Here is a 15,808-nt window from a genome sequence, read left to right on the forward strand (position 1 = left end):
AACGGACTGCCGACAAGAACTGGATGGACGCGAAAATCTCCGATTCCTAAACCGTATTGAAAACCCCGGTCAAGCTGAACATCGCGGCGCGTTCGGCCCGCGTCGTCGATTTCTTGACGAATCGGCGGACTTGGCATACGCAATCACGTTGTCGTTTCGGCTGATCGCGGACCAAATAATCGCGAACTCGCGACGACTCGTCGCACTCCGTGGATGGCCTCATTCCGGCGCAGGATTTCCGCCTTCATGAACAGAGCTTCTCTTGTCATGCCGTCTACGTCATCAGTCACCTCGCCCGCTTTTCCCGAATCACCCCATCATGGTCGGCGGCCATGAACAACTGAGGAACGATTTTGACTACCGAGCAGAACCAAAACTTGAGCCAGCTCCAAAAACAGCGGCTGGAGAAATTCACCCAGCTTCAGGCGTCCGGAGTGGCCCTGTATCCCAACGATTTTCGAAAGAACACCGAACTGGCGCGGATCAAGGCCGCGTACCAAGACCATGACGAGACGGCCTTGGAGGCCTTGGAAGAGACGTTCGCCGTGGCCGGACGGGTAATGAGCCAGCGCTCCTTCGGAAAGGCCGCTTTTCTGCACCTTCAGGACGCCACGGACCAGATGCAGGTCTTTGTCCAACGTGATACAGTCGGCACGGAAAAATACACACTGTTCAAGAAATTCGACATCGGGGACATCGTCGGCGTGAAGGGCGGTTTGTTCCGGACCAAGACCGGCGAGCTGACTATCAAGGCCGAAAGCGTGGACCTGGTCAGCAAGGCTCTGCGTCCTTTGCCCGAGAAGTATCATGGCTTGAAGGACGTGGAAGTCCGCTATCGTCAACGCTACGTGGACCTGATGGTCAACCCCCGGACCCGGGAGATTTTTCAACGCCGGACCCAGATCGTGCGCTTTCTGCGTTCCTACCTGGACAACGAGGGCTTCATGGAAGTCGAGACGCCGATGATGCAGCCCATCCCCGGCGGCGCCACGGCCCGACCCTTCACGACCCATCATAAGGCCCTGGACATGAAGCTCTATCTGCGCATCGCTCCGGAGCTGTACCTGAAGCGGCTGCTGGTGGGCGGATTCGAACGGGTCTACGAGATCAACCGGAATTTCCGCAACGAGGGCATTTCCACCCAGCACAACCCGGAATTCACCATGCTGGAGTTCTACCAGGCCTATGCCGACTACCGGGATTTGATGGACCTGACCGAACGGATGTTCGCGGATTTGGCCCGTACCGTCACGGGAAACGAGGTGGTTCCGTATCAGGGCGAGATGATCAACCTGGGCGGCTCCTGGCAGCGGCTGACCTTTTTCGACTCCCTGGAGACCTTGGGCGGGCTGCGGCCGGAGCAGTACATGGAGTACGACCAGGCCAGAAGCTTGGTGCTCAAGCTGGGGGAAAAGGCCCATGTGAATGAAAAGCTGGGCAAACTCCAGGCCAAGCTGTTCGATCTGCTGGTGGAACCCAAGCTGATCCAGCCCCATTTCATCTATCACTATCCCACGGATATTTCTCCTCTCTCCCGGCGCAACGAGGACGATCCCCAGGTCACGGACCGGTTCGAGCTGTTCATCGCCGGCAGGGAAATGGCCAATGCCTTTTCCGAATTGAACGACCCCATGGACCAGCGCGGCCGCTTCGAGGAGCAGGTCAAGGAGAAGGAGGCCGGAGACGAGGAAGCCCACTTCATGGACGACGACTATGTCCGCGCCCTGGAGTACGGCATGCCTCCGGCCGCGGGCGAGGGCGTGGGCATCGACCGATTGGTGATGCTGCTCACGGACAGCCCCTCGATCCGCGAAGTCATCCTGTTTCCGTTGCTGCGTCCGGAGGTCGGCCCGAACCCATGAGATTCGAGCGCTTCATCGCCCTGCGCTATCTCCTGACCCGAGGCAATCACGCCTTCATCTCCGTTATTTCCTGGGTTTCCGTGCTTGGCGTGGCCCTGGGGGTGGCGGCTTTGATCGTGGTTCTGGGGGTGATGAACGGTTTCAGCAACGAGCTGCGCGACAAAATTCTCGGGGTGAACGCCCATATCGTGGTCACCAGCCTGGAAGGCGTGATCCGGGATTATGACCATCTGACCGAGCGCGCCGAGTCCGTGCCCGGGGTGGTCGGGGCGATGCCTTTCGTCTTTTCGGAAGTGATGCTGAGCACGAGTATGGGCGTCAAGGGCGTGGTCCTGCGCGGGATCGACCCCGCTGCCGCTCGCGGCGTGATCACCCTGTCCCGTGACTTAATCATGGGCGATGTCCAGGATTTGGTGGATGATCCCGCTGGACGGGGAATTTTCGTGGGGTCAGAATTGGCCGGGAGGCTCGGGTTGCGGGTAGGTTCCGAGGTGAACCTGCTTTCGCCCGCGGGGCAGCGTTCCGCGGCCGGTTTTGCCCCCAGCGTGGAAACCTTCGTGGTCCGGGGGGTGTTTCGCACCGGGATGTTCGAGTACGACTCATCCCTGGCTTACGTGACCATTCCAGCGGCCCAGTCCGTGCTGGGGTTTCGCGGCGATCTGGTCACCGGCCTGGAAGTCCGGTTGCGCGACGTGGACGCCGCGCCGCGTGTCGCCCAGCAACTGGAAATATCTTTGGGTGGCTTTCCCTTGCAAGTCCGGACGTGGATGCAGATGAACCAAAACCTCTTTGCCGCGCTCAAGTTGGAAAAAGCGGCCATGTTCGTGATTTTGGTGATGATCGTCCTGGTCGGCTCCTTCAGTATCATCACCACGTTGGTGATGCTGGTCATGGAGAAGACCAGGGATATCGCCATCATGGCCTCCATGGGCGCGGGGCCGAAACGGATCGCCCGGATTTTCATCCTCCTGGGCACGATCATCGGAGCCGTGGGCACAAGCCTGGGCTTCGCCATCGGTTTGCTGCTCTGCTATCTGCTCCAGCGCTATCAGTTCATTCAGCTGCCCATGGACGTCTATTATCTGGACCACCTGCCGGTGCAGCTCCAATGGACGGACATGACCATCATCGCCGTGGCGGCCATGGGGATGTGTTTTCTGGCCACGCTCTACCCGGCCCGCCAGGCGTCCCGGTTGCAACCCGCCGAGGCTCTGCGGTATGAGTGACGCGTTGTTGCTTGACGTGCGGGGACTCGGCAAGGAGGTGCACAGCACGGCGGAGCGGTTGGCCATCCTCAAGCACGTGGACTTCACCCTGCGGTCCGGAGAAACTGCGGCCGTGCTCGGTGCGTCCGGATCGGGGAAATCCACCTTGTTGCACATCCTGGGTACCCTGGACCAGCCCACATCCGGCTCGGTTTTTTTTGCCGGTCGGGACACGACCACGTTGACGCGGGCTGAAAAGGATCGACTGCGCAACGAGAGCGTCGGCTTCGTGTTCCAGTTTCATCACTTATTGCCGGAGTTCTCCACGTTGGAAAACGTGGCCATGCCCGGTCTGATCGCCGGGCGATCCCATGCCTGGTCCCGGCGTGAGGCCGCCACGATGTTGGACATGGTCGGCCTGGCGGACCGCGGCAGGCATCGGGTGACCACCCTTTCCGGCGGCGAGCGCCAACGGGTGGCCATTGCCCGGGCTTTGCTGCTCAAACCCAGGCTGATCCTCGCGGACGAACCCACCGGAAATCTGGACGAGGAAGCCGGAGAGAGCGTGAAACGCGTCCTTTTGGAATTGAATCAAACCCTGGGAACGAGTTTGGTCGTCGTGACCCACAATCAAGATCTGGCTCAAGCCATGCGGCATCGATACGAGTTGCGTGGCGGCGAACTGTTTTCCTTGTAACCGTTTGAAATCCTTACCCGACAGTTTGTTCAAAAACTCCAAGTCCAAGGAGCAAAAAATGTTCAAGGTCGAAGCGTATTCGTCCATACGTGAGAGTTTGAACTTTTTGCGGCCACGCGGGGAGTTTTTCAACGGACTGGTAACCCTGGCGTTGCTGCGAGGCACTTTATGACCCCAAAATTCCGTCCGTTTTCGCTCAAGTCGAACCGCCTGAGACCGATCGGCGGCATTCTCTTCGCCATGGCCTTGTTTTCCGTGTTTTGGCTCATCGCGCCACTTCAGGCCACAGCCCAGACCGGTTCCGCCATGAAGCTGATCGTCCTGCCCTTCGAAATCAACGCCGCGCCGGATCTCGACCATCTCCATGAGGGCCTTCCGGAGCTGCTGCGGGAAAGGCTGCGGGCCAACGGCTTCGAGGTCCACCCCGGAGACCAGACCACGCAACTGTTGCGCGACCAGGAATTAATCGAGTTGGACCTGTCCGCGGCCCGGGACATGGCGTTGCTTTCCGCTTCCGCGCACGCCATCTACGGGAGTTTTAGCCAGATCGGCGAGAACATCAGCTTGGATGTGCGGCTGGTGGAGGCCTTTGGTCTGAAACCGGCCAAATCGTTTTTCGTGGTCCGGGACGGGTTGATCAACCTGCTGCCCGCGGTGGAAGAGCTGGCCGAGTTGGTCACCCGCGAGTTGCGCCAGGTGGAGACCATCGCCGAGATCCTGGTGGAAGGAAATCAAACCCTGGGATCGGACGTGGTCCTGCTGCGCATTCGCAGCCAGAAGGGGGATATTTATGACCCTCAGATTGTCAACGAGGATATCCGGCGTCTTTTTGAATTGGGCTTTTTCGACGACATCACCATCCGGGTGGAGGACGGCCCCAGCGGCAAGATCCTGACCTTCGAAGTCACCGAGCGTCCTCGAATCCAGGCCATCAGCGTGGTCGGGGCCAAGGAAATCAAGGAAGGGGACATTCTCAAGGCCATCACCACCCGCACGGGAAGCATCATCAATCCCAGGATATTGTCCGACGACCTGGGCAAGATCAGGGAATTGTACCGGCAAAAGGGGTACTATCTGGCCCAGGTGGACTACAATCTGGAACAGACCGATCCCCGTCAGGCCAGACTGAACATCACCGTTGATGAAGGCAACCGGTTGTTTATCCGCGATATCGTCATCGAGGGGGCCCAGTCCCTGAGCCAGCGCGAGTTGCGCAAGGAGTTGGTGCTCGGTGAGCGGGGGCTTTTTTCCTGGATGACCGGTACGGGGATTTTGCGGGAAGAACTGCTGGAACGTGACGCCGCGGCCCTGGAAGCCTACTATGCCAACCGCGGTTTTCTGGACGCACGGGTCGGCCAACCTGAAGTGGAATACCTGGAAGAGGGCATCCGCATCACCTTCAAGGTGGAAGAAGGCCCCAGATACAAAATCGGAACCATCGGCTTCCGCGGCGATCTTCTGGACCCTGAAGAAGAACTTCTGAAGCTGATCTCCCTGGACGATCTTCAAGCACGAGGCACGTACTTCGACCGATCCGTCCTGCGTCAGGACCTGCAGACCTTGGCCGACCACTATACTGAGTACGGATACGCCTTTGCCCAAAGCGACGCTCAGTTGGACATTCAGCGGGACGAACTGCTGGTCAACGTGATTTACGTCCTGGACAAGGGCTCTTTGGTCTACATTCGTCGCGTGCTCATCGAGGGCAATACGAAAACACGTGACAACGTCATCCGCCGGGAAATGCGCCTCGGGGACGGGGATTTGTTCAGCGGCGCCAAATTGGCCCGTTCCAATGAACGCCTCGTCCGGATGGACTTTTTTGAAATGGTGGACATTGAAACCCTGGCCACTCCTGATCCCAGCGAATTGGACCTGAAGGTCACGGTCAAGGAAAAGCCCACCGGAATGCTCAGCGCCGGGATCGGCTATTCCAGCCTGGACAAGGTCTTTGTGTCCGGCCAGATCCAGGAGCGCAACCTGTTCGGCAGGGCCTACAATCTGTCCCTCAGAGGCACGTTCAGCGGACGCAGCACGATGTACGACATCAGCCTGACCAACCCGGCCTGGCGGGATACGCTTTTGGGCGTGGGCTCGGACATTTATTACTGGACGCGGGATTTCAAGGATTACGACCGGAAGGCAGTGGGCGGTCGATTTCGCCTGTCCTATCCCCTTGGCGAGTACACCAGGTTGTACTGGAACTATCGCCTGGAGCGGTACACCATTTTCAACATCAAGGAGAACGCGGCCCAGCGCATCCGGGACGCCGAAGGCACCAAATGGGCCAGTTCCACCTATGCCGCAGTCAGCCGGGACACCACCAACAGGATATTCAATCCGTCCCGCGGCACGGTGAACACGCTGTCGGTCCAGTATTCCGGCGGTATTTTGCAGGGCGACGACCATTTCATCAAATCCACTTACGATACCCACTTCTACTACCCGCTTTTCTGGGACACGGTCTTCCACTGGCGAGGGCAGGTGGGCTTCCTGTTCGACAACGACGGAAATGAGGCCCCGGTTTTCGAGCGGTTCTATCTTGGCGGCATCGACAGCGTTCGCGGCTATCCGGGGATGGAAATTTCGCCGCGCGATCCGGAGACCAGGGATCGAATCGGTGGGACGCAACAGTTTTTCACCAACTTCGAGTACCTGTTCCCCCTAAACCAGGAAATGGGCTTGGTGGGCTTGGTCTTTTTCGATGCGGGCAACGTCTGGGACGACGGAGAATCCTTCGGGTCCAAGCTTTATAAAAGCGTCGGCACCGGTATCCGCTGGTACTCGCCTCTGGGACCGCTGCGTCTGGAATACGGCTATGGGCTTGATCGCCTCGAAGGTGATCGCCAAAGTGGAATAGAATTTACCATTGGCCAGATTTTTTAGGATAAGGGTAAGTATTCAGCTTGATTAACTGGAAAAAGGTAACTTTCAAAAACTTGCGGCAAGCATGACCTGGATTCCCGCCTTCGCGGGAATGACGTGTTTTCCAATGCCATCTCCGAGTCAGTCATACCCGCGAAGGCGGGTATCCAGGCCGTTTTTACTCGGATGAGCTGAGTAGTTACGATCAGGAATAGTTTTTTGCGTCACCCAACTAATCAGACAACAATCCAAGGAGTCAGTATGCGTTTTTGTTTTCGTGCGTTGCTCGTCGCGGCGCTGTTTCTGGCGGTCGGAGCGGCCACTCCGGCCTGGGCCCAGGTCAAGGTCGGCATCCTGGACATGCAGGCTATCATCGCGGAGTCGATTCCCGGCCAGCAGGCCATGAACGAACTGCGCACCCGATTTGAATCCATGAAGGGTGAATTGGACGCGCAGAACGAGACCATCACCAAGTTGCGCGACGAGCTGCAGCGTCAAAGCATGGTCCTCAGCCAGGAAGCCCAGCAAGACAAGGAACTGGAGTACCGCCGGAAGGTGCGTGACTTTCAAGACCAGTTTCAGGCGTTTCAGGTGAAGATGAAGACTGAGGAGGATCGTCTGAGTGAGCCGATCCTGGAACTGCTGATCAATGTCATCGACACGTACGGCAGGCAAAACAATTTTACCATGATCATCGACGGCAACGCCTCCGGCTTGGTGTATGCCGACGACGCCGTGGTCATCACTGACGCCCTGAAAGAAGAATTGAACAAGGCTTGGCAGGCCAGGTAACGGTCATGGCCCATACGCTCTCCGAACTGGCCGGGCTGTTGGAACTGTCCATGCAGGGGCCGGACTTGGCCATTCACGGGCTGGCCGGCTTGGAAAGCGCGGGGGCCGACGAACTGAGCTTTCTTGCCGGACCGAAGCATTTGTCCCAACTCCGAATGACCAAGGCCGGGGCGGTGATCGTCCCGGCCGAGTTTGCCTCGGAGGTCGGCTCGGCCTTGATCAGCGCCAATCCTTACCTGGATTTCACTCGGGCTCTGCGTCTGTATGCCGTCCCACAAGGGCGATTTTCCGGTCACGACGAGGCGGCCTGGATCCATCCGGAGGCCCGTGTGGATTCCTCGGCGACCGTGTATCCTTTCGTCTTCGTGGGGCAGGGCGCGGAAATCGGAAAGGATTCTCGGCTGTTCAGCGGCGTGTACGTGGGCGAGGACTGCCGGATCGGCGATCGGGTGACTATCTACCCCAACGCGGTGCTCATGTCCGGGACGGTGGTGGGCGACGACGTGATCATTCACCCTGGGGCCGTGTTGGGCAGTGACGGCTTCGGCTACACTCCCGGCCCCCGAGGTTTGGAAAAGGTACCCCAGATCGGCAACCTCGTGGTCGAGAATCATGTGGAAATCGGGGCAAATACCAGCATCGACCGGGCCACCTTGGGGACCACCCGAATCGGCGCTGGGACGAAAATCGACAACCTCGTGCAGATCGGACATAACGTGGAGGTCGGGCCCCATTGCATCCTGGTTTCCCAGGTGGGCATCGCCGGGAGTTCCAGGCTGGGCGAGCGGGTTACCCTGGCCGGCCAGGTTGGTATCGCCGACCATCTGCACCTGGGCGACGGCTGCCGGGTCGGGGCCCAATCCGGGGTGAACCGGTCCCTTGCCGGAGGCCAAGATTATCTCGGCTCTCCGGCGGTGGAAGCCAGGAAGTTCCTCCGAGTCGCCGCTACCTGGAACCGCCTGCCGGACATGGCCAAGCGTTTGGCCGCGCTGGAAAAAGAACTCGAAACTTTGAAAACGAACCATTCCAAGGAAGAATCATGAGCAGTACCGACCCTTCGCGTATCGATATCCGGGGGATCATGGATCTGTTGCCCCATCGTTACCCGCTTTTGCTGGTGGACCGGGTTCTGGAATTCGAGCCCAAGACCTCCATTCGGGCGATCAAGAACGTTACGTTCAACGAGCCCTTTTTTCAGGGACATTTTCCCGGCTATCCCCTGATGCCCGGAGTGCTGATCATCGAGGCCCTGGCCCAGACCGCCGGATTATTGCTCATGGTGAGCAAGCCGAAGGAAGAGCTGCATAACAAACTTTTTCTGTTCACCGGGTTGGAGCGGGTCAAGTTCCGTCGGCAAGTGGTGCCCGGAGACCAACTGGAGTTGAACATGAGTCATGTAAGAAACAAGATGAACGTCTGGAAAATGGCAGGAACGGCCCAAGTCAATGGACAGGTGGTGGCCGAGGCGACGCTCAGCGGCGCGTTCGTGGATCGGGAGCAGGCGTGATGGGTACCCAGATTCATCCCACCGCCGTTGTTGATCCGGGCGCGCAATTGGGTCAGGACGTCCGGATCGGACCGATGTGCGTCATCGACGCGGACGTGGTCATCGGTGACCGGACCAAGGTCGATGCCCATGTCCGCATCCACGCCCATACCCGTCTCGGAGCGGACAACCACGTGCATTCCTTCGCCTTCATCGGCGGCGATCCCCAGCATGTGAAGTACAAAGGCGAACCGACCCTGCTGGAAATCGGCGACCGCAATCTGATCCGGGAATACTCCACGCTGCACCGAGGCACAGTGGGCGGCGAAGGGGTGACACGCCTCGGCTCTGACTGCCTGCTGATGGCCTATGCCCACGTGGCCCACGACTGCGTGGTGGAGGACAAGGTCATCATGGCCAACGCGGCCACTCTGGGCGGACACGTCCACGTCGGCACCAAGGCCGTGCTCGGCGGGTTGTGCGCCGTGCATCAGTTCGCCCGGGTCGGGGCCTACGCCTTCATCGGCGGCAAGGCCGGGATCAGTTTGGACATCCCTCCCTACATGATCGCCACGGGCACTCCGGCCAAACTGTACGGTCCCAACGTCATCGGTTTGAAACGCCAGGGGTTTTCGTCCGAGGCCGTGGCCAACATCGAAAAGGCCTACAAGATCATCTGGCGTTCCGGAAAGAAGCGCCAGGACGCCATCGAAGAAGTCCGGCAGATCTGCCCGGAATCCTCTGAAGTCGCTTTTCTCCTTGAATTCCTTCAGGGCACGACCCGGGGCGTTTCCGCGGACAACCAGCTCGCGGTCAACGGGCAGGACATTCCGGTGTATTGAGGCGGAATGTTGCAGACAGGATTCAGAAAACACGGGATGTTCAGAATTCAGGAGTCAGGAGTAAGGAGTCTGAATTCTGAATTCTGATTTGCCTGGAAAGATCTGGAGGCGGGGTAGGCGACGATGGATTTTCTTGGCCAATCGGGCACGGTGGACGCACGTTCCGGGACTCTGGCGATTATTGCCGGAGGTGGCCGTCTGCCGCGGTTGGTGCTGGACGGGGCGCGGGCCATGGGGTTGCGCGTGGTGGGAGTGGGGTTTGGCGGAGAGACCGAAGCGGACCTGCCCCGGGATATGGATGCGTGGCAATGGCTGCACCTGGGACAGTTGGGCAAGCTGATCGCCTTTTGCAAGCAGCAAGGCGTCGGGCGGATCGTCATGGCCGGCAAGGTGCACAAGGCCCGGGCCGTGGATTTTCGACCGGACTGGCGAGCGGCCAAATTGCTCTGGAAGGTTCGGAACACGCAGGACGACGTGCTGTTGCGGGCCATCACCCAGGAATTGGAGAGCGAAGGCATGGCCGTGGTCGCGGCCCAGGACTTCTTGCCCCATCTGAAAACCCCGGAAGGCGAGCTGACCCGACGCAAACCCACGCCGGAAGAGCGGGCGGACATTGATTTCGGATGGCCCCTGGCCCGGCAAATGGGCTCCTTGGACGTGGGGCAGTGCGTGGTGGTTCGTAAGCGCAGCGCCGTTGCCGTGGAGGCCCTGGAGGGCACCGACGCCACGATTCTGCGGGCCGGCGAGTTGGTCGGGCCGGGATGCGTGGTGATCAAAGTTTTCAAGCCGATCCAGGACCCGCGACTGGATCTCCCGGCCATCGGTCCGCAAACTATCCGGACCATGATCCAGGCCCAAGCGTCCTGCCTGGCCGTGGAAGCCGGCCGCAGCCTGTTTCTGGATCTTCCGGAAAGCCTCAGCTTGGCGGAGTCCCACGGGATCAGCATCGTCGGCCTGGCGGGATGAGACCGACGACCGGGCGTCGCTTTACGGCTCGGTGATGATGCGCCGGGGCGCGTTGAAGATGTTCAGCCGTCCCGGACGGGCGTATCCGACGAGCGTCAGATCGGCCCGTCTGGCGATGTCCAGCCCCAAGGAAGACGGGGCGGTGCGGGAAAGCACGATGGGTATGCCGATCCGGGCGCATTTCAAGACCATGTCCGAGGTCAGCCGCCCGGTGGTGTACACGGCTCCGCCCGTGGGAAAACGCCGCAGCAGGATCGCCCCGATGACCTTGTCCACGGCATTGTGTCGCCCGACATCCTCGAAACATCCCAGAAAACGTCCCTCGGCCCAGTAGCCGCAGGCATGCACGCAGTGGGTGTCCTGCTGCAAGGTGGAAGCGTTCAAGGTCCCGCGAATCAACTCGCCGACCTGGGTCAGATCGATCCGGCTCTCCGCCGCCGGCGAAAAGTCCTCCTCCAGCATCCTGCGGCTGATTCGCCCGGTTCCGCCGCAACCGGAGGTGATGATGGTCTCCGGCTCCGCTTCCCGATCTTCCCCCCGCTCTCCGTCTCTTTCATTTGTCCGCGCGTACACCGTGACCCGGCCCTGCTCGCAGAGCACGACCTCCACGATGTCGTCGGGCGTGGTCACATATCCTTGTCCGAAAAGAAATCCGGCCCCGAACACGTCCAGGTCACGGGCCAGAACCATGGCCGTCCCAATGACCCGCTCATTCAGGGCGACTTCCACGGGTTGCTCAACAAGAACCTGTTCCTGAGTCGCCTTCTGCCCGTCGCGGGCGATGATCAGCGTGGAAACGGCGATATCCAAAGGTTGGGCGTGCATGACGAGGCGTATCTCCTGTATTCAAAAATTTTCCAGGCTCTAGCAGATTCCAGGTAAAGCCGAAAGGACGAAAACCGGCCCGGCGGCGATTGACGGAAGAAAGGTCGAAAGGATAAGTGAACGAGCAGTGCCCGGGTGGTGGAACTGGTAGACACAAGGGACTTAAAATCCCTCGCTCAGAGATGGGCGTGCCGGTTCGATTCCGGCCCTGGGCACCATATGACAGTCCGACCGAGCAAAACCGGCTCGGAATGAAATGGGCGATGGTACAAAAGGCGAGGTCGGGCGGGCAGCTTGGCCTCGCCTTTTTTGGCTGTTCGAGTCGTTCGCTGAACTCCCCCCGCTCAAAGCGGGGTTCAAAGCCCCGACGCCGACAATTCCCGTATCAGGGCCGAAAAGGCCCGCATTTCCCGGTCCACGGTCAACGCGGCCACGCTTGCGGCCACTTCTCCTGGGCGGCGGGACGATGTGCGCAGCCAGTGCACCGCGTCGGTCAGGTCGCCTTCCAGTCCACTCTTGAGCACGTATCCCGTCCGTCCATGGGCGATCACTTCGGCGGCGCCGTTGTTGGCGGTGGTGAGCACCGGACAGTCGCAGGCCATGGCTTCCAGGCAGGCGTTGGCAAAGGGGTCGTAGAGCGTGGGCAGGACCATGATGTCCGCGGCTTGATAGAGTCGGGTCAGCTCCGATCGGACGCCCAAAAAGCGCACCTGGGAGTCAAGATTCCATTTTTGAAGCAGTGATCGGAATTGTTCCGGCCTGCCCTTGCCCACCACCAGCAGCACGCCCCGTGGCTCATTCGGCACAACGGCTTGATTGTAGGCGGCCAGGAGTTCCAATGCTCGGGCCAACCCTTTGCGTTGCCAGCCGCTGCCCACGAAGAGAAACAGTCGGTATGGGGTCGGCAGGTTTAATTCCGGCAGGTCTGATATTGGCGGGTTGAGCGCTCGGGCAAGCTGCTTGGTCGGATCGGGGTTTGGAAAGAAACGCTGCGGATCAAAGCCGTTGAGCACCACCCGCAGTTTATGAGTGGCCTGGGGATACGTCCGTTCCATCTCCCGACGGACCATTTCCGAGTTGGTGACCACCAGACGGGCGGAGGCCACGGTTTTGGCTTCCAGGCGAGGGTAGAGCCAGTGCAGGGGGTTGGTCATCCACAACGGGGAGCTGCCAAAACGCAACGAGCGCCAGCGCAGATGCACCCCGTCCCCGGCCCGGTAGATGTGACATTTCGGCCCCCGTTCCAGACTGAGAATCACGCCAGGCCGGTCCGTCAGGGCCGCATCCACGTCGGACGCGAAGCGGAGCGCCCGCCACCAGCCCGGCCCCGTGCCGCCGGCCAGTGCCCGGCCGGCGATGCGCGTTCCCGCTGCAAGCCGATGAACCTCCCAGAATGCGGACAAATGCTTCACCAGCCGCGCCGCCGCTGTTTCGGCCCCGCCGCCCGTGGACTGACGGCGGACCACGTAAACTGCTGGTCGTGGTGGGTCGCAAATGGGAGGCTGCATTAAATCAGACATGGGGAGTTAGGATGCATTAAAATGGTGGGACAGGCATCTTGCCTGTCCACGCAGGCAGGATGCCTGCGCCACAAATCAGCAACAGCCATATCTCTAACGCTCCTCGGCTTTCACGGGCCGTCCGGCATCCAGATCCGGGAGCAGTTCGGCCAATCGGGTCAGGACGAGGTCCGGAGTAAGGCTTTGAAGGCAGTTCAGGTGGCCCTCCGGGCACTGGCGTTGAAAACAGGGGCTGCATTGCAGGCTCAGGGAGACGATGCGCGAGGTCGGGCTGAGCGGCGGGGTGAAGCCGGGGTCCGAGGAGCCATAAACGGCCACGAGGGGACGATCCAGGGCCGCGGCCACGTGCATCAGGCCGGAATCGTTGCTGACCACGGCCCGGGCCAGGGAAATCAGGTCCACGGCCTGGGCCAGGGAGGTCCGTCCGGCCAGATTCACGGCCGCCGGGCCGACCAGATCGCACACGGTTTGGGCTGCTTCGCGGTCCTTGGCCGACCCCATTACCCATACCTTCCAGCCCCGTTCGGCCAGGATACTGCCCACTTCAGCAAAGTGCCCGGCCGGCCAGCGCTTGGCCGGACCGTACTCTGCCCCGGGGCAGAGGACCAGGATGTTCCGGGCCGTGTCCAAGTTCAGCTCGCCCAGGGCTTGTTGGACGTCCGCGGCAGGGACTTCGAGGCGCGGGGTGGGCACGTCCGGAGGCTGCTGCGCGTCCTTGGGCAGCCCCAGGGCCACGAACCGTTGGACGGTCATGGGCAGGTGGTGCTTGTCCAGTTTTCGCGGATCGTTCAGCAGGCCGTATCGGCACTCGCCGAGATAGCCGGTGCGCTGGGGAATGCGGGCCAGGAACGGTACCAGGGCGGATTTCAGGGAATTAGGTAGGACCAGTGCCTGGTCATAGCTTCCGCGCAGGCGGCGGGCCAGAGCCAGCCGCTCCCGCAGTCCCAGCCGTCCGTGTCCCGCGGAGAGGGTCACGGCTCGGCGCACTCCGGGCATCCGCGCTACCAGGGCCGCGCTCCAGGCCGGAGCCAGGACGTCCACCTCTCCGTCCGGGAACCGCCGGAGCAGCATCTGCACCAAGCTCTGGGCCATGACCATGTCCCCGACCCAGGAAGGGCCGACAAGTAGAATTCTTGAGGGGCTCAAACCCATGTGAACCGCCCGCTCCCGATGGTTGCTCAAGGCACCAGGGACGCCAAGGATAACATTATGAAAAGCAATGATGGTCCTTCGGTGTCGCTATCGGAATCGGGATCAATTTAAGGGGAAAGGCGATCAAACAGTATCGATACCGATTCCGATACCGACGCCGACTCCGATAGCTGCATTTTCTCAAGCGAGTAACGCATTATCGAATTTGAATTGGTAGGAAGCGAAGCGATCGGTTGTTCCAACAAGGCGGCCCACGCCTATTCGTCGTTCAGCCACTGCCGCCACAATGGTTCGTACGCGCCCTGAGCCGTGAGGATGAACCGGATGGCTTCTCGGGCCGCGCCGTGGCCCCCGGTGACCTGGCTGGTCCAGACGGCCAGTTCCTTGATCTCCGGCTGGGCATTGGCCACGGCCATGGGCAGGCCGACCAGGCGCAGGGGGGCCGCGTCCACCCAGTCGTCGCCGAGATAGGCCAGTTGGGAAAGATCAAGCTCCCTGCTCCGGCAGATCTCGCGGATGATCGGGGCTTTTTTGACCTGGCCGGGGTGGTATTCCGTGATGCCCAGTTCCTTGGCCCTGGCCGCCACGGCCGGGGAGTCCAGGCCGGTGATGATGGCGAACTCCAGCCCCGCTGTCTGGGCCATCTTGATTCCCAGCCCGTCCTGGACATTGAAGCGCTTGCTGACCCGCCCCTGGGCGTCGAAATACAGCCCGCCGTCCGTAAGCACTCCGTCCACGTCCAGGATCAGCAGCCGAACCCGTCGGGCACGTTCTTCAGCATTCATGGTCAAGCCTCCAGATCCGCAGCAGATCACCCAGCAGCGCGGGCAGTTTGTCTAAAGGCCAACTATTGGGCCCGTCGCACAGAGCCTGATCCGGCCGGGGGTGAACCTCCAGGAACAGGCCGTTGCACCCGGCGGCCACGGCGGCCCGGGTCAGAACCGGAACGAATTCCCGTTGCCCGTCCGAGGCGTGCCCTTTGCCGCCGGGGAGCTGGACCGAATGGGTGGCGTCAAAGATCACCGGATGACCGGATTGGCCCAGCAGCGGAAAGGAGCGAAAATCCACCACCAGATTATTGTATCCGAAGCTGTTGCCCCGCTCGGTCAGCCAGATCAGGGAATTGCCCGTGGAGCGGACCTTGGCCGCGGCGGGCAGTAGGTCCCAGGGGGCCACGAACTGGCCCTTTTTGATGTTCACGATCCGTCCGGTTTCCCCGGCGGCCAGTAGCAGGTCGGTCTGGCGGCACAGGAAGGCGGGAATCTGAATCACGTCCGCCACCTGGGCCACGGTGGCCGCCTGCCTGGGCTCGTGGATGTCCGTGACCACGGGCAGGCCGGTCCGTTCCTTGATCGTGGCCAGCCACTCCATGCCGCGCTCCAGACCCGGGCCGCGGAAGGATTCCAACGAACTACGGTTGGCCTTGTCAAAGGAACTCTTGAAAATCACGGGGATCTGTTCGCGCCGGGCTATGTCCGCCAGAGACTCGGCGACCTCCAGGGCCAGTTCCAGGCTCTCCAGCACGCACGGTCCGGCGATGAGAAACGGGCCGGATCGGGAACGCTCATACAGTTGTTTCGGGTCGATCATGGCGTG

The 15,808-nt window shown here is 60.8% G+C and carries 14 protein-coding genes and 1 tRNA gene; 10 read left to right on the forward strand and 5 right to left on the reverse strand.

The annotated features are described in order from the left end of the window. The first annotated feature begins 350 nt into the window (after positions 1 to 350). The 9 genes from lysS (at position 351) to AC559A_RS02230 (ending at position 10,715) form a co-directional block, all read left to right on the forward strand. Positions 351 to 1,862 carry a lysine--tRNA ligase gene (lysS, locus tag AC559A_RS02190; protein ID WP_498816061.1) on the forward strand — a complete coding sequence of 504 codons (1,512 nt, stop codon included), beginning with the start codon at positions 351 to 353 and terminating at the stop codon, positions 1,860 to 1,862. Then, positions 1,859 to 3,088, forward strand: a complete 1,230-nt coding sequence (locus AC559A_RS02195) for a lipoprotein-releasing ABC transporter permease subunit (RefSeq protein WP_498815991.1) — start codon at positions 1,859 to 1,861, stop codon at positions 3,086 to 3,088. The genes lysS and AC559A_RS02195 overlap by 4 nt, the downstream gene beginning before the upstream one ends. After that, complete coding sequence (locus AC559A_RS02200) at positions 3,081 to 3,764, forward strand: ABC transporter ATP-binding protein (protein WP_498815993.1); 684 nt, start codon at positions 3,081 to 3,083, stop codon at positions 3,762 to 3,764. Before AC559A_RS02195 ends, AC559A_RS02200 begins: the two co-directional genes overlap by 8 nt. A 168-nt stretch (positions 3,765 to 3,932) precedes the next feature. Further along, on the forward strand, positions 3,933 to 6,650 hold the full coding sequence (gene bamA / locus AC559A_RS02205) for an outer membrane protein assembly factor BamA (protein ID WP_498815995.1): 2,718 nt from the start codon (positions 3,933 to 3,935) through the stop codon (positions 6,648 to 6,650). Positions 6,651 to 6,890: 240 nt separating this feature from the next. Next, the gene (locus AC559A_RS02210) at positions 6,891 to 7,421 is read left to right on the forward strand and encodes an OmpH/Skp family outer membrane protein (RefSeq protein ID WP_028573176.1); all 531 of its coding nucleotides are present in this window, start codon (positions 6,891 to 6,893) and stop codon (positions 7,419 to 7,421) included. A gap of 5 nt (positions 7,422 to 7,426) precedes the next feature. Continuing rightward, positions 7,427 to 8,464 carry a UDP-3-O-(3-hydroxymyristoyl)glucosamine N-acyltransferase gene (gene lpxD / locus AC559A_RS02215; RefSeq protein ID WP_498815997.1) on the forward strand — a complete coding sequence of 346 codons (1,038 nt, stop codon included), beginning with the start codon at positions 7,427 to 7,429 and terminating at the stop codon, positions 8,462 to 8,464. Beyond that, positions 8,461 to 8,928: a 3-hydroxyacyl-ACP dehydratase FabZ gene (fabZ, locus tag AC559A_RS02220; protein WP_028573178.1), complete on the forward strand. Its 468-nt coding sequence runs from the start codon at positions 8,461 to 8,463 to the stop codon at positions 8,926 to 8,928. Before lpxD ends, fabZ begins: the two co-directional genes overlap by 4 nt. After that, positions 8,928 to 9,749: an acyl-ACP--UDP-N-acetylglucosamine O-acyltransferase gene (lpxA, locus tag AC559A_RS02225; protein ID WP_498815999.1), complete on the forward strand. Its 822-nt coding sequence runs from the start codon at positions 8,928 to 8,930 to the stop codon at positions 9,747 to 9,749. The genes fabZ and lpxA overlap by 1 nt, the downstream gene beginning before the upstream one ends. 123 nt (positions 9,750 to 9,872) lie before the next feature. Continuing rightward, entirely contained in the window at positions 9,873 to 10,715 is an 843-nt protein-coding gene (locus AC559A_RS02230) for an LpxI family protein (RefSeq protein ID WP_498816001.1), read from the forward strand. Positions 10,716 to 10,736: 21 nt separating this feature from the next. On the opposite strand, the gene fdhD is transcribed toward AC559A_RS02230, so the two are convergent. Then, positions 10,737 to 11,540 carry a formate dehydrogenase accessory sulfurtransferase FdhD gene (gene fdhD / locus AC559A_RS02235; RefSeq protein ID WP_498816003.1) on the reverse strand — a complete coding sequence of 268 codons (804 nt, stop codon included), beginning with the start codon at positions 11,538 to 11,540 and terminating at the stop codon, positions 10,737 to 10,739. A gap of 129 nt (positions 11,541 to 11,669) precedes the next feature. Here fdhD and AC559A_RS02240 point away from each other — a divergent pair. Continuing rightward, a tRNA-Leu gene (locus AC559A_RS02240) sits at positions 11,670 to 11,758 on the forward strand. Positions 11,759 to 11,896: 138 nt separating this feature from the next. Here AC559A_RS02240 and AC559A_RS02245 read toward each other — a convergent pair. The 4 genes from AC559A_RS02245 to kdsA all read right to left on the reverse strand — a co-directional run bounded on the left by AC559A_RS02245 (position 11,897) and on the right by kdsA (position 15,802). Next, entirely contained in the window at positions 11,897 to 13,006 is a 1,110-nt protein-coding gene (locus AC559A_RS02245; RefSeq protein ID WP_498816005.1) for a glycosyltransferase family 4 protein, read from the reverse strand. A 147-nt stretch (positions 13,007 to 13,153) separates the two neighbouring features. Further along, the gene (gene waaF / locus AC559A_RS02250; RefSeq protein WP_498816006.1) at positions 13,154 to 14,212 is read right to left on the reverse strand and encodes a lipopolysaccharide heptosyltransferase II; all 1,059 of its coding nucleotides are present in this window, start codon (positions 14,210 to 14,212) and stop codon (positions 13,154 to 13,156) included. Between the two features lie 257 nt (positions 14,213 to 14,469). After that, positions 14,470 to 14,997, reverse strand: coding sequence for a KdsC family phosphatase (locus AC559A_RS02255; protein WP_498816008.1), 528 nt, complete (start codon positions 14,995 to 14,997; stop codon positions 14,470 to 14,472). Further along, a complete protein-coding gene (kdsA, locus tag AC559A_RS02260) occupies positions 14,987 to 15,802 on the reverse strand; it encodes a 3-deoxy-8-phosphooctulonate synthase (protein WP_498816010.1) in 816 nt (271 codons plus the stop codon). The genes AC559A_RS02255 and kdsA overlap by 11 nt, the downstream gene beginning before the upstream one ends. Between the last annotated feature and the right edge of the window lie 6 nt (positions 15,803 to 15,808).

Origin of the sequence: Desulfonatronum zhilinae (assembly GCF_900182865.1) — a bacterium.
Taxonomy (GTDB): domain Bacteria; phylum Desulfobacterota; class Desulfovibrionia; order Desulfovibrionales; family Desulfonatronaceae; genus Desulfonatronum; species Desulfonatronum lacustre.

What these genes read in the sequence shown, in the direction of transcription:
- kdsA (WP_498816010.1), bottom strand. Translation starts at nt 15,802, where the DNA reads ATGATCGACCCGAAACAACTGTATGAGCGTTCCCGATCCGGCCCGTTT.
- AC559A_RS02255 (WP_498816008.1), bottom strand. Translation starts at nt 14,997, where the DNA reads ATGAATGCTGAAGAACGTGCCCGACGGGTTCGGCTGCTGATCCTGGAC.
- fdhD (WP_498816003.1), bottom strand. Translation starts at nt 11,540, where the DNA reads ATGCACGCCCAACCTTTGGATATCGCCGTTTCCACGCTGATCATCGCC.
- waaF (WP_498816006.1), bottom strand. Translation starts at nt 14,212, where the DNA reads ATGGGTTTGAGCCCCTCAAGAATTCTACTTGTCGGCCCTTCCTGGGTC.
- AC559A_RS02195 (WP_498815991.1), top strand. Translation starts at nt 1,859, where the DNA reads ATGAGATTCGAGCGCTTCATCGCCCTGCGCTATCTCCTGACCCGAGGC.
- AC559A_RS02230 (WP_498816001.1), top strand. Translation starts at nt 9,873, where the DNA reads ATGGATTTTCTTGGCCAATCGGGCACGGTGGACGCACGTTCCGGGACT.
- fabZ (WP_028573178.1), top strand. Translation starts at nt 8,461, where the DNA reads ATGAGCAGTACCGACCCTTCGCGTATCGATATCCGGGGGATCATGGAT.
- bamA (WP_498815995.1), top strand. Translation starts at nt 3,933, where the DNA reads ATGACCCCAAAATTCCGTCCGTTTTCGCTCAAGTCGAACCGCCTGAGA.
- lpxA (WP_498815999.1), top strand. Translation starts at nt 8,928, where the DNA reads ATGGGTACCCAGATTCATCCCACCGCCGTTGTTGATCCGGGCGCGCAA.
- AC559A_RS02200 (WP_498815993.1), top strand. Translation starts at nt 3,081, where the DNA reads ATGAGTGACGCGTTGTTGCTTGACGTGCGGGGACTCGGCAAGGAGGTG.
- AC559A_RS02210 (WP_028573176.1), top strand. Translation starts at nt 6,891, where the DNA reads ATGCGTTTTTGTTTTCGTGCGTTGCTCGTCGCGGCGCTGTTTCTGGCG.
- lpxD (WP_498815997.1), top strand. Translation starts at nt 7,427, where the DNA reads ATGGCCCATACGCTCTCCGAACTGGCCGGGCTGTTGGAACTGTCCATG.